This window comes from Streptomyces sp. NPDC031225, assembly GCF_055570355.1.
Genome location: NZ_JBVIHJ010000022.1, coordinates 54984 through 76608, shown reverse-complemented (window position 1 = coordinate 76608; position 21625 = coordinate 54984). Strand labels below are relative to the sequence as shown.

At 68.5% G+C, this 21625-nt stretch carries 17 protein-coding genes and 1 pseudogene; 7 read left to right on the top strand and 11 right to left on the bottom strand.

The window, feature by feature from the left end:
• Window positions 1–39 precede the first annotated feature (39 nt).
• The 3 genes from ACZ48Z_RS32095 to ACZ48Z_RS32085 all read left to right on the top strand — a co-directional run bounded on the left by ACZ48Z_RS32095 (window position 40) and on the right by ACZ48Z_RS32085 (window position 2831).
• Window positions 40–813, top strand: a complete 774-nt coding sequence (locus tag ACZ48Z_RS32095; protein ID WP_389109212.1) for an IclR family transcriptional regulator — start codon at window positions 40–42, stop codon at window positions 811–813.
• Between the two features lie 3 nt (window positions 814–816).
• Window positions 817–1287 carry a GNAT family N-acetyltransferase gene (locus ACZ48Z_RS32090; RefSeq protein WP_468739396.1) on the top strand — a complete coding sequence of 157 codons (471 nt, stop codon included), beginning with the start codon at window positions 817–819 and terminating at the stop codon, window positions 1285–1287.
• Between the two features lie 92 nt (window positions 1288–1379).
• A complete protein-coding gene (locus ACZ48Z_RS32085) occupies window positions 1380–2831 on the top strand; it encodes a peptidoglycan D,D-transpeptidase FtsI family protein (RefSeq protein ID WP_468739395.1) in 1452 nt (483 codons plus the stop codon).
• Between the two features lie 13 nt (window positions 2832–2844).
• On the opposite strand, the gene ACZ48Z_RS32080 is transcribed toward ACZ48Z_RS32085, so the two are convergent.
• Window positions 2845–4248 (bottom strand): NCS2 family permease, encoded by a 1404-nt coding sequence (locus tag ACZ48Z_RS32080; protein ID WP_468739394.1) that lies wholly within the window; start codon window positions 4246–4248, stop codon window positions 2845–2847.
• A 261-nt stretch (window positions 4249–4509) separates the two neighbouring features.
• Here ACZ48Z_RS32080 and ACZ48Z_RS32075 point away from each other — a divergent pair, with 261 nt between their 5' ends.
• From ACZ48Z_RS32075 to ACZ48Z_RS32065, 3 genes are all read left to right on the top strand, one after another.
• A complete protein-coding gene (locus ACZ48Z_RS32075; RefSeq protein WP_468739393.1) occupies window positions 4510–5076 on the top strand; it encodes a SigE family RNA polymerase sigma factor in 567 nt (188 codons plus the stop codon).
• Window positions 5073–5921 (top strand): hypothetical protein, encoded by an 849-nt coding sequence (locus ACZ48Z_RS32070; RefSeq protein WP_468739392.1) that lies wholly within the window; start codon window positions 5073–5075, stop codon window positions 5919–5921. Before ACZ48Z_RS32075 ends, ACZ48Z_RS32070 begins: the two co-directional genes overlap by 4 nt.
• A 111-nt stretch (window positions 5922–6032) precedes the next feature.
• Window positions 6033–7715 carry a rhamnogalacturonan lyase B N-terminal domain-containing protein gene (locus ACZ48Z_RS32065; protein WP_468739391.1) on the top strand — a complete coding sequence of 561 codons (1683 nt, stop codon included), beginning with the start codon at window positions 6033–6035 and terminating at the stop codon, window positions 7713–7715.
• A gap of 90 nt (window positions 7716–7805) precedes the next feature.
• Here ACZ48Z_RS32065 and ACZ48Z_RS32060 read toward each other — a convergent pair.
• Window positions 7806–8105, bottom strand: a pseudogene (locus ACZ48Z_RS32060) (right-handed parallel beta-helix repeat-containing protein); the annotation flags it as partial.
• Window positions 8106–8276: 171 nt separating this feature from the next.
• On the opposite strand from ACZ48Z_RS32060, the gene ACZ48Z_RS32055 reads away from it, so the two are divergent.
• Window positions 8277–10475, top strand: a complete 2199-nt coding sequence (locus ACZ48Z_RS32055; protein ID WP_468739390.1) for a glycoside hydrolase family 43 protein — start codon at window positions 8277–8279, stop codon at window positions 10473–10475.
• Here the strand turns inward: ACZ48Z_RS32055 and ACZ48Z_RS32050 are convergent.
• The 9 genes from ACZ48Z_RS32050 to ACZ48Z_RS32010 all read right to left on the bottom strand — a co-directional run bounded on the left by ACZ48Z_RS32050 (window position 10472) and on the right by ACZ48Z_RS32010 (window position 21610).
• Window positions 10472–11272 (bottom strand): HAD family acid phosphatase, encoded by an 801-nt coding sequence (locus ACZ48Z_RS32050; RefSeq protein WP_468739389.1) that lies wholly within the window; start codon window positions 11270–11272, stop codon window positions 10472–10474. The two genes, ACZ48Z_RS32055 and ACZ48Z_RS32050, sit on opposite strands and share 4 nt — an antisense overlap.
• Window positions 11273–11366: 94 nt before the next feature.
• Window positions 11367–12479, bottom strand: a complete 1113-nt coding sequence (locus ACZ48Z_RS32045; RefSeq protein WP_468739388.1) for a right-handed parallel beta-helix repeat-containing protein — start codon at window positions 12477–12479, stop codon at window positions 11367–11369.
• A 36-nt stretch (window positions 12480–12515) separates the two neighbouring features.
• Entirely contained in the window at window positions 12516–13682 is a 1167-nt protein-coding gene (locus ACZ48Z_RS32040; protein ID WP_468739387.1) for a dienelactone hydrolase family protein, read from the bottom strand.
• Window positions 13669–14703 (bottom strand): pectinesterase family protein, encoded by a 1035-nt coding sequence (locus ACZ48Z_RS32035; protein ID WP_468739386.1) that lies wholly within the window; start codon window positions 14701–14703, stop codon window positions 13669–13671. The genes ACZ48Z_RS32040 and ACZ48Z_RS32035 overlap by 14 nt, the downstream gene beginning before the upstream one ends.
• A gap of 1 nt (window position 14704) precedes the next feature.
• Entirely contained in the window at window positions 14705–15844 is a 1140-nt protein-coding gene (locus ACZ48Z_RS32030; RefSeq protein ID WP_468739385.1) for a pectinesterase family protein, read from the bottom strand.
• Between the two features lie 115 nt (window positions 15845–15959).
• Window positions 15960–17279 (bottom strand): pectate lyase family protein, encoded by a 1320-nt coding sequence (locus tag ACZ48Z_RS32025; protein WP_468739384.1) that lies wholly within the window; start codon window positions 17277–17279, stop codon window positions 15960–15962.
• A 35-nt stretch (window positions 17280–17314) separates the two neighbouring features.
• Window positions 17315–18109, bottom strand: coding sequence for a rhamnogalacturonan acetylesterase (locus ACZ48Z_RS32020; protein WP_468739383.1), 795 nt, complete (start codon window positions 18107–18109; stop codon window positions 17315–17317).
• Between the two features lie 94 nt (window positions 18110–18203).
• On the bottom strand, window positions 18204–19547 hold the full coding sequence (locus tag ACZ48Z_RS32015) for an ABC transporter substrate-binding protein (protein WP_468739382.1): 1344 nt from the start codon (window positions 19545–19547) through the stop codon (window positions 18204–18206).
• A gap of 56 nt (window positions 19548–19603) precedes the next feature.
• Window positions 19604–21610, bottom strand: coding sequence for a pectinesterase family protein (locus ACZ48Z_RS32010; protein WP_468739381.1), 2007 nt, complete (start codon window positions 21608–21610; stop codon window positions 19604–19606).
• Window positions 21611–21625 lie beyond the last annotated feature (15 nt).

The following is a 21625-nucleotide window of genomic DNA, read 5'->3' as shown; positions in this document are numbered from 1 at the left end:
TATATCTCTGGTTCTCGTCCAACAAAGGGGTCAAGGGCGATGTCGGCAGGCGAGACGGGCGGCGGGGCACAGGTCAAGTCCGCGGTACGGACGGTTGAACTGCTCGAATACTTCGCCGGGCGCCCCGGCATGCACTCTCTGGCGTCGGTCCAGGAGGCCGTCGGGTATCCCAAGTCCAGCCTCTACATGCTGCTGCGCACGCTGGTGGAGCTGGGCTGGGTGGAGACGGACGCGACGGGCACGCGGTACGGCATCGGGGTGCGGGCACTGCTCGTCGGCACCTCGTACATCGACGGCGACGAGGTGGTCGCGGCGGCCCGGCCGACGCTGGACCGGCTGTCCGACGACACCACCGAGACCATCCACCTCGCGCGTCTGGACGGCACCAACGTCGTCTATCTCGCCACCCGCCAGTCGCAGCACTACCTGCGGCCGTTCACCCGGGTCGGCCGAAGGCTCCCGGCGCACTCCACCTCCCTGGGCAAGGCGCTGCTGAGCACGTACTCCGACGAGCAGGTCCGCAAGATGCTCCCGGAGACCCTGCCCGCGCTCACCGAGCACACGATCACCGACCGGGAGAAGCTCATCGAGGAGCTGCACCAGATCCGGGAGCAGGGCTTCTCGGTGGACCGCGAGGAGAACACGCTCGGGCTGCGCTGCTTCGGTGTGGCGATCCCCTACCGCACGCCCGCGCGGGACGCGATCAGCTGCTCGGTGCCGGTGGCGCGGCTGACCCCGGCCCACGAACAGCTGGTGAAGGACGCCCTGTTCGACGCGCGGGACCGGCTGACACTGGCCACCCGTAGGCTCTGAGGCATGCAGATCGCGCTCCGAGAGGTCCATGACAGCGATCTGCCGGTCTTCTACCGGCAGATGAACGACCCCGAGGCCCTGCGCATGGCGGCCTTCACCCCGAAGGACCCGGCCGACCGGGACGCCTTCGACGCCCACTGGAAACGGATCCGCGCCACCGACGCCGTGCACCGCACGGTCCTGGCGGACGGTGACGTGGTGGGCAGCGCGGCGGTGTACGGCGAGCCGGGCGAACGCGAGGTCACCTACTGGATCGACCGCGCCTACTGGGGGCGGGGCATCGCCACGGCGGCCCTCGGGGAGCTGGTCGCCGAGGTGTCCGAGCGCCCGCTGTACGCCCGCGCGGCCGCCGACAACGAGGGCTCGCTGCGGGTCCTGCACAAGTGCGGGTTCCGGGTGACCGCCCGGGCCTCCGGGTACGCCAACGCGCGCGGCGCGGAGATCGACGAGTTCGTGCTCGCGCTGGACGCCTGACACCGTCGTACAGGCAGTCCCGGATGAACGTCCGATGAGAAAAGCGGACGCATGGGAACGATTCGTTTCCGCCTGATCGTCCTCTGTGTGGGATGAACAAGACGATCAGGCGCGCATCGGTCTTCGCGCTGCTCCTGGTGTTCGCTCTGCTGATCCGAGCGACCTGGGTGCAGTTCTACGAGGGCCAGGCACTCGCGGACGACAAGGACAACCGACGGAACGCGATCGAGACGTACTCCTCGCCGCTCGGGAACATCATCGTGGCCGGAAAGTCGGTCACGGGTTCCGCGAGGACGAAGGGCAGCGACCTCGCGTACAAGCGGACGTACACGAACGGCAAGCTGTACGCGGCGGTGACGGGGTATGCCTCGCAGGCGTACGCCCCGACCCAGCTGGAGGGCATCTACGCCGACCTCCTCAACGGCACTGACAGCCGGCTGAAGACCGTCATGGACACGGTCACCAACCAGCGGGCCGAACCCGGAGACGTGATCACCACGATCGTTCCGGCCGTGCAGAAGGCCGCGTATGACGCGCTCGGCGACACGAAGGGCGCGGCCGTCGCGATCGACCCGAAGACGGGCAAGATCCTGGCGGTGGTGTCGACACCGTCGTACGACCCGTCCTCGCTGACGGACGCCAACACCGCGGGCAGTGCCTGGAAGCAGCTCACCGAGGACTCCGACAAGCCGCTGACCAACCGTGCGCTGCGCCAGCCCCTGCCTCCCGGCTCGACGTTCAAGCTGGTGGTGGCCGCAGCGGCGCTGGAGGACGGCCTGTACTCCTCGGTGGACGAGAAGACGGTCAGCCCGGACCCGTACACCCTGCCGGGCACGGTGACCCCGCTGGGCAACGAGAACGTCTCGGCGCCCTGTGAGAACGCCTCGATCCGGGTCGCGCTCGAGTACTCCTGCAACACCGTCTTCGCGAAGATGGCCGTCGACCTCGGTCAGGACAAGGTGAAGGCGATGGCCGAGAAGTTCGGCTTCAACAACTCGGCACAGGACGTCCCGGTGCGGGCGTACGAGAGCGTCTACCCCTCCGGCATGAACAAGTCGTCCACGGCCCTGACCGGCATCGGCCAGTTCGACGTCACGGCCACCCCGCTGCAGATGGCCATGGTCTCCGCGGCCATAGCCAACGACGGTGAGCTGGTGTCGCCCCACATGGTGTCGACGATCACCGACAGCGGCGGCGACGTCCTCAAGAACTACGACGACGAGGCGGCCACGACCCGGATCGTCAGCTCCGACACGGCGGAACAACTCCAGTCGGCGATGGAGTCGGTGATCCAGGACGGCACCGGTACCAACGCCAGGATCGCCGGGGTCACGGTGGGCGGCAAGACGGGCACCGCCCAGCACGGCGAGAACAACAGCCAGACGCCGTACGCCTGGTTCACGTCCTACGGCAAGGCCGACGGCAAGGAGGTCGCCGTGGCGGTGGTGGTGGAGCAGTCGAACGCGGCCCGGTCCGAGGTCAGCGGCAACGGGCTGGCCGCCCCCGTGGCCAAGGCCATGATGGAGGCGGCCCTCAGGAACTGAGGCTTCCCGGTGGCTACTTGGCCCCGAGCACCTGCTCGATCGGGTCGATCGCGAAGTACACGAGGAACAGCGCCGAGGTGGCCCACAGCAGCCAGTGGATCTCCTTGGCCTTGCCCAGCACCACCTTGATCACGACGTAGGCCAGGAACCCGGCGCCGATCCCGTTGGTGATCGAGTACGTGAACGGCATGACGGCGATGGTCAGGAACGCCGGGATCGCGATCTCGTACTTGTCCCAGTCGATGTGCTTGACCTGGGTCATCATCAGGAACCCGACGGCGACCAGGGCGGGCGCGGCGGCCTGCAGGGGCACGATCGTGAGCAGCGGGGTCAGGAACAGCGCGAGCCCGAACATGCCGCCGGTGACCAGGTTCGAGAACCCGGTGCGCGAGCCCTCACCCACGCCGGCCGCCGACTCGATGTAGGCCGTGGCGGAAGAGGCCGACGCCGCACCGCCGGCGACCGCGGCGGCCCCGTCGATCAGCAGCACCCGGCCGAGGTTGGGCACCTTGCCCTCCTCGTCCAGCAGTCCCGCCTCCGCGCTGATGCCGACGACGGTGCCCATGGTGTCGAAGAAGTCGGACAGGATCAGCGTGAAGATCAGCAGGACGACGGTGACCACTCCGACGCCCGCGGCGCTGAACGCCCCGAACAGGCTGAAGTGGCCGATCAGTCCGAAGTCGGGGGCGTCGACGATCTTGTCGGGCCACGCCGGCGTGGTCAGCCCCCAGGCCTTGACGTCGGCGATGGAGTTGATGATCATCGCGAGGACCGTCATGGTCACGATGCTGATCAGGATCGCACCCTTGACCTTGCGGGCGAGCAGTCCGATCGTCAGCAGCACCCCGAGGCAGAACACGAGGATCGGCCAGCCGGTGAGCGCACCGGTACCGCCGAGCTGAACCGGCACGGTGGTGTTCGCGGCGTCGGGGATGCGGCTGACGAATCCCGCGTCCACGAAGCCGATGAACGCGATGAACAGGCCGATTCCCACGCTGATCGCCTGCTTGAGCGGTTGCGGGATGGCGTGCATGACGGCCTCGCGCAGACCGGTCACCACCAGCACGCAGATGAGCAGGCCTTCGAGGACGACCAGTCCCATCGCGTCGTCCCAGCTCATCAGCGGGGCGATCTGGAAGGCGACGACCGCGTTCAGTCCGAGCCCGGCGGCCAGAGCGAGCGGCAGGTTGCCTCCGACACCCATGATGATCGTCATCACCGCGGCCACCAGCGCCGTCGCGGTGGTCAACTGGACCGCATCCAAATGGTGCCCGAACTTGTCCTTGGCACTGCCGAGAATGATCGGATTCAGGACAAGGATGTACGCCATCGTGAAGAACGTGGCGAAGCCGCCGCGTATCTCACGGGCGAAGGTGGACCCCCGCTCGGAGATCCTGAAGTACTGGTCGACGGACATGTTCCCTGCTCCTCGATGCCTGAATGAACGATGTGCGGATGCTGGCCGGATTGTTCCCTTACTGAGCCCGATTCAGGTTTTCTCCGTGTTACGGAATCGGACTCGGCGCACCATGGAGATGTTCCCGAACAGCCAGACAGCGTTCGAAGACCCGTACGAGAACGTGCACAGAACCACTGCTACGCTTCCCGATCTCACCCCGGCCCGCCCGGAATGGTCACATGTCATACACATGACACGCAAAGTGAGGAGAGGTAGCCCGTGGGCACTGTCGTCGACGACGACGCCTCCGTGGAGTTCCATGCCTTCTTCGAGCGCCACTACGCCGAACTGTCCCGCCTCGCCCATCTGCTGACCGGCGAGCCGGACGCCGCCGACGACCTGGCGGCGGACGCGCTGCTGGCACTGTGGCACCGCTGGGACCGGGTGCGCGCGGCCGACCATCCGGCGGCCTACGCCCGTGGGGTGGTCGCCAACCTGGCCCGTACCCGCATCCGCAGCGCGGTCCGGGAGCGCCGGCGCATCGCCCTGTTCTGGTCCCAGCGCGAGGAGAAGGTCGAGAACCCGGACGTGGCGGGCGTGATCGACGTCCAGGAGGCCCTGCGCAGGCTGCCGTTCCGCAAGCGGGCGTGCGTCGTGCTGCGGCACGCGTTCGACCTCTCGGAGAAGGACACCGCGCTGGCCCTGGGTGTGTCTGTCGGTACGGTTAAGAGCCAGACCTCGAAAGGGATGGCCGAGTTGCAGCGCCTGCTCGGCACTCAGAAGACTCCGATGACGATGCACACCGCGATGATGCGCACCGGTGACGCCGGAGGAAGGGACCGATGACCATGCAGCGGGACGTGCACGGCGAACTGCGCGCCCGGCTGAAGGACTCGGCCGCGGCGCACGAGCCGAACCGCGAGCGGATCCTGGCCCGGGTCGAGCGCGGCATGTCGGAGCAGACCCGCCCCGACCACCGGGCGACCCGGCCGCCGGTCTACGGCTGGGTGCGGGTGGTGAGCGCCACCGCCGCGGTCGCCTGTGTGCTGGGCTTCGGCGGTTACGCCGTGGCGTCCGCGGTGAAGGACGAGCCCGCGCAGACATCGGTCACCGCCACGGACACCCCCTCCCCGTCGCCCGACGCGACGAGCCGCGCGCCCCTCCCGCCGGCGGATCCGACACCGGGCACCACCCCCACGCGGAAGGCCGAGCGGCCCAGCGGCACGCCCTCGCCCACGCCGAGCGCCCCCACCGGGGTGCGGGCCACCGGCACCGAGGACGGTCCGCTCTGGTCGGACGGTTCGGTGGACCCGCACAGCAACGACTTCTGGGCGCAGAGCGACGTCACCTTCAAGACCTCGGAGCAACTCACCGCGCTCACCGTCCAGTTGAAGATCGCCGAGACCGGCGGGGTCACCGACACCGGAGCCTGGCGTTCGCTGCCCGAGGGTGACTTCACGCTGACGGTCGCCGAGAAGGACGGCTTCCTCGTCTACACCTGGGTGCTCAAGGACGGCCGTACGGTCCCGAAGGGCGAGTGGGTGTTCGCCGGGCAGTACAACCACAAGCGCGGCGGCCGGGACGCGAAGGACGACAACTACACGGCGACGGCGACCGCGAAGTCCGGCGACCTCGCCGTGAAGGGCGGCTTCGCTGCGCACGACGACGGGTCGGCGGAAGGGGACTCCTGACCGACTCTTTACCGGTCCGGCTGAAAATCACCGACCGGTGAGGCAACCGTTCCGTCGCCGGCGGCAACTTACAGGGCGCAAGGTCCCCCCTGACGACGGAGCACAGCCCCCTTGAGCACGCACAAGAGACATCTCTCCCGGCGACGGGTACTCGGCGCCTCCGCCCTCGGCGTCGCCGCCACCGGCGCGGCCGTCGCCGGCGGCACCGGTCTGCTCTCCGCCGCCTCCGCCGCCACCTTCGGCTACAAGGACGACGGCAGGAACTACGTCGTCGACACCGGGGCCCTGCTCGTCTTCAAGGTCTCCAAGACGACCGGCGACCTCACGTCCCTGGTCTACCGGGGCAGGGAGTACCAGGGGTACGGCGGAAAGAACTCGCACGTCGAGTCGGGGCTCGGGGCGTCCACCGTCAGCGTCCGGCAGTCCGGGCCGGTCGTCCTGATCAAGGTCGTGCACGGCGCGATCACCCAGTGGTACGCGGCCCGCAGCGGCCAGAGCAACGTCTACCTCTGGACGGACAAGAAGGACGCCTCCTTCACCGCGACCCGCTACATCGTCCGGCTCAAGCCCGGGATGTTCCCCAACACGGGCCCGGACAGCTGGATCGAGACCTCGGACAAGATCATCGAGGCCGGCGACGTCTGGAAGCGCGCCGACGGCACCACCCACTCCAAGCACTACTCGGGCAAGCGGACCATCGACTACGACCACGTCGGCTTCACCACCGGCTCGGTCGGACTCTGGATGGTGCGCTCCAACCACGAGAAGGCCTCAGGCGGACCCTTCTACCGCTCGCTGCTGCGGCACTCGAACGACAAGGGCGCCGGGCTGTACGAGATCCTGCACTACAACGAGGCCCAGACCGAGGCGGAACGTTTCGGCCTCCAGGGCCCGTACGTCCTCTCCTTCACCGACGGTGGTGCTCCGTCGTCCGCTCTCTTCCACGACCGGCTCGACACGGGCTGGGTCGACGGCCTCGGCATCACCGGCTGGGTCGGCGCGTCCGGCCGCGGCAGGGTGGCGGGGGTCGGTCTCAAGGGCATGGACGCCACGTACCCGTACACCGTGGGGTTCGCCAACGCGAGCGCGCAGTACTGGGCGAAGGCCACGGCGGGCACCGGGGCGTTCTCCTGCAAGGGGATGCTGCCGGGGACGTACACGATGACCGTGCACAAGGGCGAACTCGCCGTGCACACCGCGTCGGTGAAGGTCACGGCGGGCGCCACGACGTCCCTGCACAGCATCCCGATCACCGGCGACCCGTCCACCGCCAAGGCGATCTGGCGGCTCGGCGACTGGGACGGCACGCCCGGCGAGTTCAAGAACGCCGAGCTGATGACGTACGCGCACCCCTCCGACGCCCGCGCGGCCAAGTGGACCGGCAACGTCACGATCGGCGCCGGGAAGGAGGCGGCGTCCTTCCCGGCCTACATGTGGAAGGACGTCAACGACGGCGTCCTGATCTACTTCAAGCTGACGGCGGCACAGGCGGCGGCCGCGCACACGCTGCGGGTCGGGGTCACCGACGCCTTCGCGAACGGCCGCCCCCGGGTGACGGTGAACGACTGGGTTTCGGCCATCCCCACGAGCCCCGCGCAGCCCGAAACGCGCTCCCTCACCACGGGTTCGTACCGTGGGAACAACCATTCGTTCACGTTTCACGTCCCTAGTAGTGCCTGGAAAACGCACACCTCGCAGTACAACGTCCTGAAGCTCGACATCGTGAGCGGCTCGGGCGGCAGTGCCTACCTGAGCGCGGGCACGTCGTTCGACTCCATAGACCTGCTGGCCTGAGCCCCCCTCGGCCAGCAGTTGCCGGCAGAGCCCCCCTCGGCCGGCACGAGGAACGCCCCGCCTGTGACGACAGGCGGGGCGTTCCGTCGTTCAGTTCATCGTGGCGCCGAGGGTCGCGGAGCCAGTGGTCAGAAAGGTCGTCGTGGGCAGCGAGCCGTCCGGTCTCCGCGCGCTGTACGCCGTCGTCGCGTCCACGGACCTGAAGGCAGGCGCGGGGACCCCGCTGTCCCAGTTGCCGGCCGCCGACACGGTCGACGATCCCCGCTTCGACTGCCCGCCCTTGTAGCCCACCGCCAGGTTCAGCGCGAACGCCCCGGTGTCGGAGTTCTCGGTGAAGCCGTTCAGCGTGTTGTCCCAGGCCGCGTTGTCGTTGACGAGGTGCGCCACCGCAGTCGCCGCTGCGGCCTGAGAAGGTTGCCGCTGCGCGACGAAACCAACCGAAACTTTCGCTGCTTCCCCTCGCACGCTCACCGATTGACGTGCTGTTTCGCACTGGTGACACTCCGAAGGCGCGCACAGCCCCCAACAGAAACCCCCACACCCCCACACCACAGGAGCGACATGCGCTCTCGTATCCTCCTCGTCGCCTGTCTCTCGCTTCTCCTTGCCCTTCTCACCGCACCGCCCGGTTCCGCCCACTCAGGAGCACCACCCGTGAATGAGCCCAAATACGCCGGCTATCTCTTCGCCTACTTCACCGGCGAGGGCACCGCCGACGGCGAGCAGATCCGCTACGCCCTCAGCCGCGGCAACGACCCCCTGCACTGGCGGGAGCTGAACCAGGGCAAGCCCGTCCTGACGTCGACGATCGGCGAGAAGGGCCTGCGCGACCCGTTCGTGATCCGCTCCCCCAAGGGCGACAGGTTCTATCTGATCGCCACCGATCTGCGCATGTACCGCAACAGCAGCGGCAGTTGGGACGACGTCCAGCGGCACGGCAGCAAGTCGATCATGATCTGGGAGTCCACCGACCTGGTCCACTGGACCGACCAGCGGCTGGTCAAGGTCGCCCCGGACAGCGCGGGCAACACCTGGGCGCCTGAGGCCTACTGGGACAACAGCCTCGGTGAGTACGTCGTCTTCTGGGCGTCGAAGCTGTACGCCGACGACGACCCCGGGCACACGGGATCGACGTACAACAAGATGCTGTACGCGACCACGAAGGACTTCCGCACCTTCAGCGCGCCCAAGGTCTGGGACGACCCCGGCTACTCCGTCATCGACTCGACGGTCGTGAAGTACAAGGACAGTTACTACCGCTACACCAAGGACGAGCGGGACCCCGCCTCCAGCTCGCCCTGCGCCAAGTTCATCACCGGCGAGAAGTCGAAGAGCCTGACCTCCACCACGTACGACCTGGTGGCGGACTGCATCGGCAGCGGTGCGATGGACCGCGGCGAGGGGCCGACGGTGTTCAAGTCGAACACCGAGAAGAAGTGGTACCTGTTCATCGACGAGTACGGCGGCCGGGGGTACGTCCCCTTCGAGACCACCGACCTCGACTCCGGGAAGTGGACCCCGTCCACGAACTACCAGCTGCCCGCAAGTCCCCGGCACGGCACGGTACTTCCGGTGACACAGAAGGAGTACGACCGGCTGCTGGCCGCGTATCCGTCGACGCCGGCCTCGGTGGTGGACGCGACGGCCGCGGGCCAGAAGGGGTACGCGATCGTCACGGAGGCCGCGTCGAAGGTCGTGCTGCCGGTGCAGACCGACACCGACCTCTCGCACCTCGCTCCGAAGATCGCCGTGGGTGAGGGCGCGAGCATCGCCCCCAGGTCCGGTACCCGGCGCGACTTCCGCAGGCCGCAGTCGTACACCGTGACAGCCGCCGACGGCACCAGCCGCAGTTGGACGGTCGAGGCGGTGCGGACCGGCAGCCCCGTCCTGCCCGGTCTCAACGCCGACCCGGACGTGCACCATCTGAACGGCGAGTACTGGATCTACCCGACGACCGACGGCTTCAACGGCTGGGGCGGGACGCGGTTCACGGCGTACTCGTCGAAGGACCTGGTCCACTGGAAGAACCACGGGGTCATTCTCGACCTGGGCCCGGACGTCTCGTGGGCCGAAAAATACGCCTGGGCGCCGGCGATCGCCGAGCGGGACGGGAAGTACTACTTCTACTTCTGCGCCGAGCAGCAGATCGGCGTGGCCGTGGCGGACTCCCCCGCGGGGCCCTTCAAGGACGCGCTGGGCAAACCGCTGGTGGCGAAGGGCGGTTCACTCCAGGGCCAGATGATCGACCCGGCCGTCTTCACGGACGACGACGGGACGTCGTACCTCTACTGGGGGAACGGGCACGGGTACGTGGTGCCGCTGAACGACGACATGACCTCGTACGACCCGGCGAAGGTGCAGGACATCACGCCGGACGACTTCCGCGAGGGATCCTTCGTGATCAAGCGGAACGGCACGTACTACTTCATGTGGTCCGAGGACGACACGCGCAGCGAGAACTACCACGTCTCCTATGCGACGGGACCGTCCCCGCTCGGCCCGTGGACCAAGCGGGGGACGATCCTGTCCAAGCGTCCCGAGTACGGCGTCCTCGCCACCGGCCACCACTCCGTGGTGAACGTCCCCGGCACCGACGACTGGTACATCGTGTATCACCGGTTCGCCCTGAACGGGCCGGGGAAGCCGGGCGGCGACGGTATGCACCGTGAAACCACCATCGACCGGATGGAGTTCGCGGCGGACGGCACCATCAAGCCCGTGGTGCCGACCCTCCAGGGCATCCGGCCGGTGAGGAACTAGCTGACGAAGTACGTCGGGTTCGGCAGCTTGTACGTCTTGTCGGCGTAGCCGCCGTCGAGGTCCGAGTACTGGTCACCGAGGTTGGCGACGATGTCGTACCCGAGGTCCTGCTCGATGTGCTTGCGGGTGCCGCCCTTGTACTGCACGGTCGTGCAGGTCCAGGTGCCGGGGGTGGCGCAGGCGCTCAGGTAGGACGGCGGGTTGGCCTTGTCCTTGAGGAACACGTGGTCGGCGTCGAGGTTCACATCGGCGCCGATCTTCTTCAGGTTCTCGACGGCGGCGGAGCGCTGCGCCTCGCTCAGGCCCGAGTTGTAGAAGACCTCGACACCCTTCTTCTCGGCGTACTGCACCAGCTCGGCGCTGCCGAAGACCCCCGGGCGGTCGGCCTTGTTCACGTAGTCGGCCCAAGTGGTCGGGTTGTACGTGTAGTTGTAGCGCTTCTCGTAGTCGAGGCTGAGCAGCAGCGTGTCGTCGATGTCGAAGACGACGGCGGCGGGCTTGTGGCCCTTGTGGTGCCCCTTGCGGGCGGCCTGGTCGATCTGCTTCTTCACGGCCTTGTCGACGGCCGCGAGGTCCTTGGCGTACTGGCTGTCGGGAGACGCCTGGTAGACACCGTTGGCGTCGGCCGTGGTGCCGTAGTAGGTGTCGATGTCCTTGACCAGAAGCCCGATGTTGTAGGGCTCGTGCGTGGAGTTGGCCGTGGACTGGTGGGCCGTGGCCGCACCGGCGCCGTACACGGCGACGCCGACGACCGCACAGGCGGTGGTGGCGGCAGCGATACGCAATGTCTTATGCATGACAGAGGTTCTACGCGCGTCACCCCGGTGGGCGCGAGACCCGCCGGGTAAAAAACGGGTCAAGCGCCCCGGGCCGGGGTCCTGAACGGCGCAATCAGTTCATCGTGGCGCCGATGGTGGTGCTGCCCGTCGTCAGGAAGGTCGTGGCGGGCAGGGTGCCGCTGGAACTGCGGGCGTTGTACGTCGTCGAGGCGTCCGTCGACTTGAAGGCGGGGGTACTGATGCCGCTGTCCCAGTTGTTGCCGGACGAGGAGACCTTGGAGCCCTTGCTGACCGAGCCGCCGCCGTTGCTCACCGCGAGGTTCTTGCCGAGCTTCGCGGAGCTGGTCGCGAAGTAGTAGCCCACCTTGCTGTTGGCGTAGGCGGTGGTGCGGTTGATGACGATCGCGCCGGTGTTGGAGTTCTCGGTGAAGCCGGTACCGGCGTTGCCCCAGGCTGCGGAGTTGTTGATGACGTGGGCGACGACCTCGCCGTCGCCGCCGAGCTTGTAGCCGTTGCCGTCGCCCGCGAAGGCGGAGTCGGACCAGCGGTTGACGCCGTTGCCCATGGACCAGGTGTGCTCGACGGTGACGGGCGAGGAGAAGGACCAGAAGTCGATCCCGTCATCCGAGTTGTTGTAGAGGCGGGCGCCGGTGATGAGGTTGCCGGTGCCGGATCCGAACTTCACGGCGATGCCGTCGGCGTTCTCGCCGTGGTTCGCGGCGTCGTAGTTGCCGTAGGAGTCGATGTTCTTGACGGTGTTGTTCACGGTCCCGTCGCCGGTGAGCGTGAAGCCGGAGTCGCCGCCGTTGATGGTCTTGATGTTGTTCCAGACGGTCCCGGTGCAGGACTGGCAGACGACGGCGCTGTCCGGGGAGTTCTGGAAGGTGATGTTTGAGACGTTCCAGTAGTCGGCGGTCAGCTTGAAGATCCAGTCGCCGTCGGGCAGCGAGGACCCGTCGATCTTCACGGTCTCCGAGCCGTACCCGGTGAGCGTGATCGCGGACGACGAGGTGCCGTTGGCCGTGGACTGGAGGGTGGCCGTCGGGTAGTAGGTGCCGCCGCGGACCTGGATGACGGTGCCGGCGGTGGCGTTCTTGATGGCGTTGGACAGGTCGGTCGAGTTGCTGACGACGACCGTCGCGGCCTGGGCCTGGGTGGGGAGAACGGCGATGCCGGAGCCGAGGGCGAGGGCGGCCGTGGCGATGAGAGCGGTACGACGAGACATGGAGTGCGGGTCCTTTCGTCGTGCGGGTGGGGAGGGTCAGAGGACGGTGTCGAGCCAGTGGAAGACCTCGTCCTGCATGCGGTCGACGAAGACATGGCCCAGGTCGGGCCAGGTCTTCAGACGCAACCGCTCCTCGGCGTGGCGGGAGTGCCAGACGGCGCGCAGCTTGTCGTGGGCGACCTGTACGCCGTCGGCGGGGAACAGCGGGTCGAGCCCGCCGTCGAAGAAGAGCATCGGCCTGGGTGCGGCGATGCCCGCCACGTCGGGGAAGTCGAGGAACCGGGGAAGCCCGGGGTGGAGCATGTAGTACGACGACTGCCCGCGCAGGGTGTTGTTGCCGGGCACCATCATTTCCTTGAGGCCGGTCATCCAGCAGACGGACGCCGTGGCCGCGATGTGGTCGCTCAGCGCGGCGGTCTGCCAGGCACGGTAGGCGCCCATGGAGAACCCGACGGCCGCAACCCTGCGGGCGTCGACCCGGTCGAGACCGGCGAGGAAGCCGGCCGCGCGGGCGTCCTCGCGGGCCATGAGTCCGGCGAGCGAGGAGCCGAGGTTGTAGAAGTTGCTCGCCAGGGCCTGCTGTTGGTCGTACGCGACCGGTCCGCGGTCGCCCCAGCCGAGTGCGTCGGCGCACAGGACGACATAGCCGCGCCGGGCCAGCTCGTCTCCGACGAACCGGCCGCTGAAGTACCTGTCGGCCCAGCCCTGCGCGGAGGCGAGCCGGGTGTCGTCGTACCAGGGCCGGACCAGCTTCTCCTTGCCGATGTCGAACTTCGCCCCGTGGTCGTGGAGAAGCAGCACGGCGGGGAACGGGCCCGGGCCCTGCGGGGTGAGCAGGGCGGCGCGGACGCGTTCGTGACGGGTCAGGGAGAGGGTCACCAACTCCCTTGTGTAGCCGTTGCCTTGGGATCGGCTGCCGACTTCGGGTGCGTACGGGGTGCCGTCCTCGCGGTCGACGAGGAGGTGGTCCTCGACCATCGCCCTGGCTCGGGCCCGCCAGGTCCTGAAGTCGCGGATCGGTGAACGCCCCCAGGCGAGCGGGAAGTTCAGCTCCTGCTTGAGTGCCGGGTGGAAGTCGGGCAGCGGGCCGTCGACGACCCCGGCCTCCGCCGGGCTCACTGCGGCTCCGGCCAGCATGGCCGCTCCGGCACCCGCGACGAACGCCCGCCTGCCGACCGGGACCCTCGGCTCACGGGCCCTCATAGGGCCTCCAGTCCCCGAGGTAGCTCCGCCGGGTGTGCGTGGCGGCCTCCGCGGGGGTCAGCTGCGGCCGGTTCTCCGGGACCGAAATCACCGCGCCGGGGCCCGAGTTGCCGTACTCCGCGAAGCGCATGGTCTGCCAGGGGTAGGCCTCGCGCATGTTGGTGTAGGGCGCGACCGGGTCGATCCCGGGACCCATCAGGGAGTTCCGGACGACGAGGGACGGCCAGGCGGTCGTCTCGTACGACGGCACCCACGGCCGCGCCAGTTTGTACGCCCCGTCCTCGGCACCGGAGGTGAAGCGGGAGCGGACGGCGAGGATGCCGTGGGGGTTGGCGCGGGCGGTGGAGGGGGCGAAGACCATGCCCTTGGGGACGAAGTCCACGTCCCGCTGCAGGGTGTGGAAGTGGCAGTCCTCGAAGACTGCGGTGGCCCGGCCGAAGACGAAGTCGACGTCTCCCTCGATGTGGCAGCGGCGGAAGTACTGCCGGTCGAAGGAGGTGAGCGAGCTCGTCTCGACGAAGAGGGTGTCCTGGTGGGCGAGGAGGCGGACGTTCTCGAAGTGCGTGCGGTCGCCGTAGGTGTAGGCGGCGACCGCCTGGGTGCCGGTGATGTCGGGGTGGTCGGCGCGCAGCCAGTCGTTGGCGAGGGTGAGGTCGCGGACGGTGAGACCGGGGGCAGCGGAGGTGAAGGTGGCGGAGCCCGCGGTGCCGTAGGTGCCCGAACCGTCGGGCTTCCGGGTGCCGTTGGCGTTGTCGTACACGATGACCACGTCACGGGGGTCGCGGGTGGCACCGCGTACCGTCAACTCGGCGGCGGTGGCGGGGACGGTGACGACCTCGCGGTAGGTGCCCGGGTGCACGACGATGGTCCGGCCGGGGCCGGTGACCGCGTCCACGGCGGCCTGGACGGAGTCGCCGGGGCGGACGTGCAGGACGTGACGGCCGGCGGCGGAGGCGGGAGCGGAGGCGGCCGCTGTCAGGCCGCCCGCGACCCCGGCGAGGAGGGCGCGTCTGCGCAGCATCTCAGCACGTCTCCTTCCACGGCTTCCAGTCGCCGAGGTAGGCCTCGCGGGTCGCCGACCCGGCCTGCTCGCGGGTGAGCTGGGGCCGGTTCTCCGGGACGGTGATCCTCGCGCCGGGGCCCGTGTTGCGGTACTCGGAGAACCGCTGGTTCTGCCAGGGGAAGGCGTCCGACATGTTGGTGTAGGGGGCGACCGCGTCGATGCCGGGGCCGAGCCGGGTGTCCCGGACCACGAGCGACGGACGGGCCGTGGTGTCGGAGCTCGGGACCCACGGCCGGGCCAGCTTGTAGGAGCCGTCCGGGGCCTCGCTGCTGACACGGCTCCTGGTGACGAGGTAGCCGAGCGGGTTGGCGCCCGCGGTGGAGGGCGCGAAGACGAAGCCGTACGGCGGCGCCGCCAGGTCTGTCCGGTTCAGGGTCCGGAAGTGGCAGTCCTCGTAGACGGCCGTGCCCCGCCCGAAGACGAAGTCGACGTCGCCCTCGGCGTAGCAGTGCGCGAAGTACTGGCGCGCGAAGGAGGTCAGGGCGGTCGAGTCGGCGTACAGGGTGTCCTGGTGGCCGAGGAAGCGGCAGTGGTGGAAGGCGGAGCGGTCGCCCTGGACCTTGAGGGCGACGGCCTGGGTGCCGGTGATGTCGGGGTGGTCGGCGCGCAGCCAGTCGTTGGCGAAGGTGATCCAGCGGGCGGTGAAGCCGGCCGCCTGCACGGTCGTGGTGGCCGACCCGGTGGTGCCGTAGGTGCCGCCGCCGGGCTTGGGGGTGCCGGCCGCGTTGTCGTGGACGATCACGGCGTCCCGGGGGTCCTCGGAGGCGCCGATCCAGGTCGCCTCGGTGCGGGTGACGTCGAGCGCGACGGTCTCCCGGTAGGTGCCGGGGGCGAGGACCAGCGTCCAGCCGCTGCCGGTGGCGGCGGTGACGGCGTCCTTGACGGTGGTGTGGTCACCGCGGCCCCCGGGGTCGACGTAGAGCGTCTGCGGGGTGAGCCGCGCGGCCGGTGACCCGAAGCGGCCGAACGGGCGTCTTCCGGTGGCCCCGGAGGAAGCGGACGCGGGGGCCGGCGTCAGGGCGAGCGCGGCTGCCGCTCCGGTGCTCGCGAGCAGGAAGCCCCTTCTGTTCAGGGGGAGTTGGGTGTGGGGCGAGGACATGCGGGTGCTCCTTGGAAACGCGGCTCAGTGGTGGGGTGCCTCGCGTGGGGGGTGTGGTGGAGTGGCCGGGGCGGCCGCTGGATTCCGCCCCGGCCGGTTCTGGGGGTGGGGCGTGTCAGCAGATGCGTCCGGCGCCCGCGCCGCGGTCGACGATCCCCGGCACCTTCTTCGTCGGGTCGATCTTCGTGCGCAGGGTGGGCGTCCAGCCGGCGCCGGACGGAAGGGTCTCGGCGGGGATCTCCGCGTTGTGGACGGCGATCAGGTCGGTGGGGGCGCCGTTGACGTAGTTGTCGGCGGCGGTGAGCGGCGAGACGTTCCACCGCTTGAGCACCTTGGCCGCGCTGACGCCCGCCGGCAGGGTGAACGCGTTGTGCTCGGCGACGAGTTGGGACTCCTTGCCGATGCCGAAGCTGTAGGCGTAGTCGCCGTTCGCCACGAAGTGGTTGTTGTAGGAGTCGACCTGTCCGAAGCGGACGCGGGGCGCGCGCTCGACGAGGTCCGAGAACAGGTTGTGGTGGAAGGTGACCTTGAGCTTGCCCCGGTCCCCCACCGCGGTGGACTCGCTGTCGCTGTTGCCGATCAGGATCGTCTTGTCGTGGTCGGTGAAGACGTTCCAGGAGGCGGTGACGTAGTTGGCGCCACGGACGATGTCCAGCTCGCCGTCGTGCTGCTGGTAGAGCATGCCGAAGTAGGTCGGCGCGGCGCTGTCGGGGTGGGATCCGTCGGTGAACGTGTTGTGGTCCAGCCACACATGGGTGGAGCCGTAGACGACGGCGGTGTCGTACTCGGAGTTCCAGTTGCCCTTGTCGCCGTCGGTCGGGTCCCACTGCGGGAAGCAGTCGATGGGGCTCTCGAAGGTGAGGTTGCGGACGATGACGTTGTCGACGGCCTTGATCTGGAGGCTGGCGCCCTTGAACCCGGCGTTCCTGCCGACCCCGATGATCGTGGTGTTGGCGGGCACGTTCGCCTTGATGGTCTGGTCCTGGTTGGCGGCGGAGACGCGGCGCAGCCCCTCGGGGCTGTCGGCGGGCTCGGCGCTCAGGTCGGTGTCCAGGCCCCAGGCCTCGGGCGAGTACTTCGCGAGGTAGGCGTCGAAGTCGTAGCCGGGCGCGGCGAGCGAGTCGCAGCCCTCGGAGACGGCGTCGATGGTCCCCTTCACCTTGATGATCTTCGGTGCGGTGCCGCCGGCGGCGAGGGCGGCCTTGAAGCCGGCCCAGTCCGTGACGGTGTAGACGTTGGCGGCGTCGGCGGCGGCTCCTCCGGTGGTGCCGGTGCCGTCGGAGGCCCAGCCGTCGTTCGCGGCGAGGGCCTCGCGGGTGACGTCATGTCCCTTGGCCTGGGCGGTGGTGCCGGTGACCGTGAGGACCAGGGCGGCGCAACCCGCCACGGCCATCGCCTTTGTCATGACATGCCCATGCCATATGCGTGCGTTCATTGTGCGGCTCTCTTTCGACTGCGAAGAAGGAGGTGTCAGGCGGTGGCCGGCGACGGCCAGGTGATCCAGGACTCCGGGATCTCGGCGTGGAGCCGGCACACGTCCCGGGGCGCCAGCACCCGCCGGTGCAGCAGCTCTCCGGCGACGAGCCGGGCCACGGCGATGGCACCGGGCGGATTGAAGTGCGTGTTGTCCTGCTCGGTCGCGGTCCAGTTGAAGTACCGCTTGGTCTCCTCGACCCCGAGCTTCTGCCAAAGGGCGAGCGACAGCGCCTGGATGTCGAGCAGCGTCACGCCCTCCTCCCCGGCGAGCGCGCGCATGGCGGCGGGGTACTCACCGTGGGTCGGCACGGCGTTGCCGCTCGCGTCGAACTTCCGCCGTTCGACGGGCGTGACGAGCACCGGCCGGGCGCCCTTCGCGCGGGCGCCGTCGAGGTACAGGCGCAGATAGTCCTGGTACGTCGTCCACGGCTCGGTGTACCGGGTCGGATCGGCGGTCTTCTCGTCGTTGTGCGCGAACTGGATCAGCAGGAAGTCACCGGGTCCGATCAGTCCGAGGATGGCGTCGAGCCGCCCCTCGTCGACGAAGGACTTCGAACTCCTGCCGTTCACCGCGTGGTTGGCGACCGGGAGATTCCTGTGCAGGAAAAAGGGGAGTGCCATTCCCCACCCGGTCTCGGGTGCGGCGTCGGAGTACTTCTGGGCGGCGGTGGAGTCACCGGCGATGTAAAGAGTGCGCTGTTCCTTGGCCTGAGCGGTACCGGTCGCGCTGAAAGCGACGGGCACGGCGGCAAGCGCCGCCACGGTGACTTGTCTACGGGTAAGGGACATTTCAGGTGCACCTTCATGTTTTCAGGGGCGCGGGGAACTGCGCGACCAGCCACGACGGACCCGCAGCTCCCCACGACCGCAACCACCGGGGCTCCTAGCCGTTCTGTTCCTTCCATTCGGCCTGAGCCTTGTTCAGCTGCTCGGCCATGGTGTCCAGGAACTTCTTCGCGCTCATGTCGCCCAGCAGCACCTTCTGGAAGTTCGGCTCGTTGTCGGCCTTGGAGATCGTGTTCCAGTCGGGCAGGTAGTACGGCAGCTGGACGATGCTCGTGGAGCCGTCGGTCAGCGCGGCGGCGGCAAGCTTCGTGGGCTCCGCCTCGGAGATCCACGTGTCCTTGGCGGCGTCGTTGTTGGACGGCACCTGTCCCGCCGACTTGTTGAACTTCGAGTTCTCCGCTTTCGAGGTCGCGAACTCGATGAACTTCCAGGCGGCGTCCTTGTTCTTCGAGCTCTTGAACACCCCGAGCCCGTCAACGGGGTTGGACACCTGGACCCGCTTGCCGGAGGACCCGATCGGCTGCGGAATTCCCCGGAACTTGTCGGCCCCGAGCGCCTTCACGTGATCCTGGTAGGACCCCAGGTTGTGGTTCAGCATCCCGATCGTGCCGGAGTCCCACTGCGCGACCATCTTGGTGAAGTCGTTGTTGAGGTCGGCCGCCGGAGTGTCCTTCTTGTACAGCGCCGCGTACTTCTCCAGCGCCGCCACGTTCTTCGGGTCGTTGAGGGTGGTCTTGTCGCCGTTCCAGAACGAGGTGATCCCGCTCTGCCCGTACGAGGCGTCCAGGGCCTGGGCGATGGACCCGGCTCCACCGCGGATGGTGTACCCGAACTTGTTCTTCTTGGCGTCGGTGAGCTTCGCCGCCGCGTCGTAGAACTTCTCCCAGGTCGTCGGCTCGTCGAGGCCGGCCGCCTTGAACAGGTCGGTCCGGTAGTAGAGCACACCGTTGTTGGCGGAGGTCGGGATCGAGTACAGGGTCCCGTCACCGCCCCCGGCCGCCTTCAGCGACTCGACCATGTTCTCGTTGAGCTTGCCGTTCAGGGAGGACTTGGCGAGCCGGGCGTCCAGCGGCTCCAGCGCGTTCTGCGCGGAGAACCCGGCGAGCATGGCCGCACCGACACCGCCGACGTCCGGCAGGCCGCCGCCCTGGATGGCGGTGTCGACCTTGGACTGGTACTCGGTGGAGGCGATGCCGACGTACTCGACCTTGATGTCGGGGTTCGCCTTCTGGAAGTCGGCGATGACCTCCTTCCAGATGTCGGTGCGCACACCGCCGTTGTTGTCCCAGAAGACGATCTTGCCCTTGCCGCTGCCCTCGTCGCCCTTGCCGCCACCGGACCCACTGCCGTCGTCACCGCAGGCGGTGGCGGTCAGCGCCAGGACGGACCCGAGGGCGACGGCTATGGCAGCGCGCCTGCTTCTGCGGATGCTGATCTTCATTGGTCGGCTCTCTTCTTCTTCTGGTTCCAGCGGAGAAATGAAGGTGTGGGGGGAAGTCAGTGGCGGGCGTACGGGGCCCAGCCGTCCGTGCCCTTGAGGTGGTTCGCGACGGTGTACACCCTCGCGTCGGCGGCGCTCAGCTGCGGCCGGTCCGCGCTCGGGGTGGCCCCCGGCCCGAAGTTGCGGTACTCGGCGAACCGGGCGTCCTTCCACGAGAAGCCGCTCATGTCGGTCCACGGCGAGGACTTCACCGCAGCCGGCAGCTCGGTGTCCCGGATCAACACCTGGGCCACGGCGGCGGGTTCACCGCCCGGATGCCAGGGCCGTCCCAGGTGGAAGGACTGCTCCGGCGCGTCGCTCACGACCTTCGAGCGGGTGATCAGGAACCCGTGGGGGTTGCCCGTCCAGGTCGAAGCGGCCGTCATATAGCCGTTGTTGGTGGTGGAGCCCCGGCTCAGCAGGCGGATCACGGACCGCTCCACGACGGTGGTCGCGCGGCCGTAGACGAAGTCGACATCGCCCTCGATGTACGAGTCGCGGACGTAGACCCGGCTGATCACGTCCAGCTTGGGGCTGTCGGTCATCAAGGTGTCCTGGTTGCCCAGGAAGGCGGTGTCCTCGAAGACGATCCGGTCGCCGGTCGTCTTCATCGCCAGCGCCTGCTCGCCCTTCAGCTCGACCGCGGCCTCGTCGAAGTCGTTGCTGAAGGTGAGGTGGCGGGCGGTGACGTCGTTCGCGGCGATCCGGACCGTCGCGCTGCCCGTCGAACCGCCGTACTCGGCAGGCGTGTCGAAGACGATGACGGTGTCGGACCGGTCGTGTCCAGTGCCCTGCAGCACGATGTTCGGCTTGGTCGCGGGGACGTACACCTTGGCGCGGTAGGTGCCCGGCGCGACGGCGATCGTCACCGGCACGGTGTTGCCGTCGGGCACGGCGTCCACGGCGGCCTGCACGGTCGGGTGGTCGTCCGGGACGTGCAGGGTCACGCCGATCCGCCGCTGCGGCCCGGAGAACCGGGACACCAGCGCGGGCACAGCGGCTGCGGGATCAAGCCGGTAGTCGTAGAAGGACCGGGGGTCAAAGGCCGTACCCCACGCGTCGGTTCGCCCGGCCGTGTTCCTCAGGATCGAGCCGCGCTGCACCAACTCGGCGGTGGCGTCGGCCTGGTAGGGATGCCGGACGCCGTCGTAGTAGCTGTTCTCGATGACCATCTTCGTCCTGCCGCGCGACCAGTTGCCGTACGTCCACACCGGGTCCCCGTCGGCCACCTGCGCCGAGAGGTAGTTGTTGTAGAGGTGCGCGTAGGCGCAGTTGTCGGCGGAGGGGTTGCGCTGTTTGGTCCCCGTGAACCAGTTGTGGTCGATGGTGATCTGGGTCAGCACATTGGCGGTCCAGCCGATCCCGAACGCCTTGTTGTGGTTCCGGAACCGGTTGGAGGAGACGGTGACGTACTGGCTGTCCTTGCGGATGTCGAGCAGCCCGTCGCCCATGTGCTCGAAGGTGTTGTGGTCGATCCAGACGTGGTCGGCCGTGTCCATCTGGATGGCGTCGAAGTCGGTGGTCTTGCCGTCCCAGTCGCCCTCGACGTACGAGTCGCGGATCGTCAGGTTGCGGATGATCACGTTGTGCGTGCCGGGGCCGAGATGCAGCTCGCCGTGGACGATCTCGCCGGTGTCACCGACGCCGATGATCGTCTTGTCCGAGCCGACCGCGATGTCCGAGCCGAACGGCTCGACCGCGATCGCGCCCGACACCCGGATGACGTACGGCTCCTCGGCCGCCGCGTACCTGGCGAGCGAGGCCTGGTCGGTGACGGTGACGACCTTGCCGCCGGCCCCTCCGGTGGTGCCGCCGGCGAGGGAGGCGAAGCCGTGCGGCCGGTCGTCGAAACGGTCCGCGGAGGCCGTGGCCCCGGAGGCCGACGCTCCGACGGCCGGTGTCGCCGAGGCCCTCGCCTCGCCCACCGCCCCGAGACCCAGGGCGGCCACGAGGCCGAGCACGGCGGCCACGACTCTGCCGTACCCCGGTCTCTGCAAGCGCTTGCTATGCAGGTGCTGCGTCATTGCGGCTCCCAACAG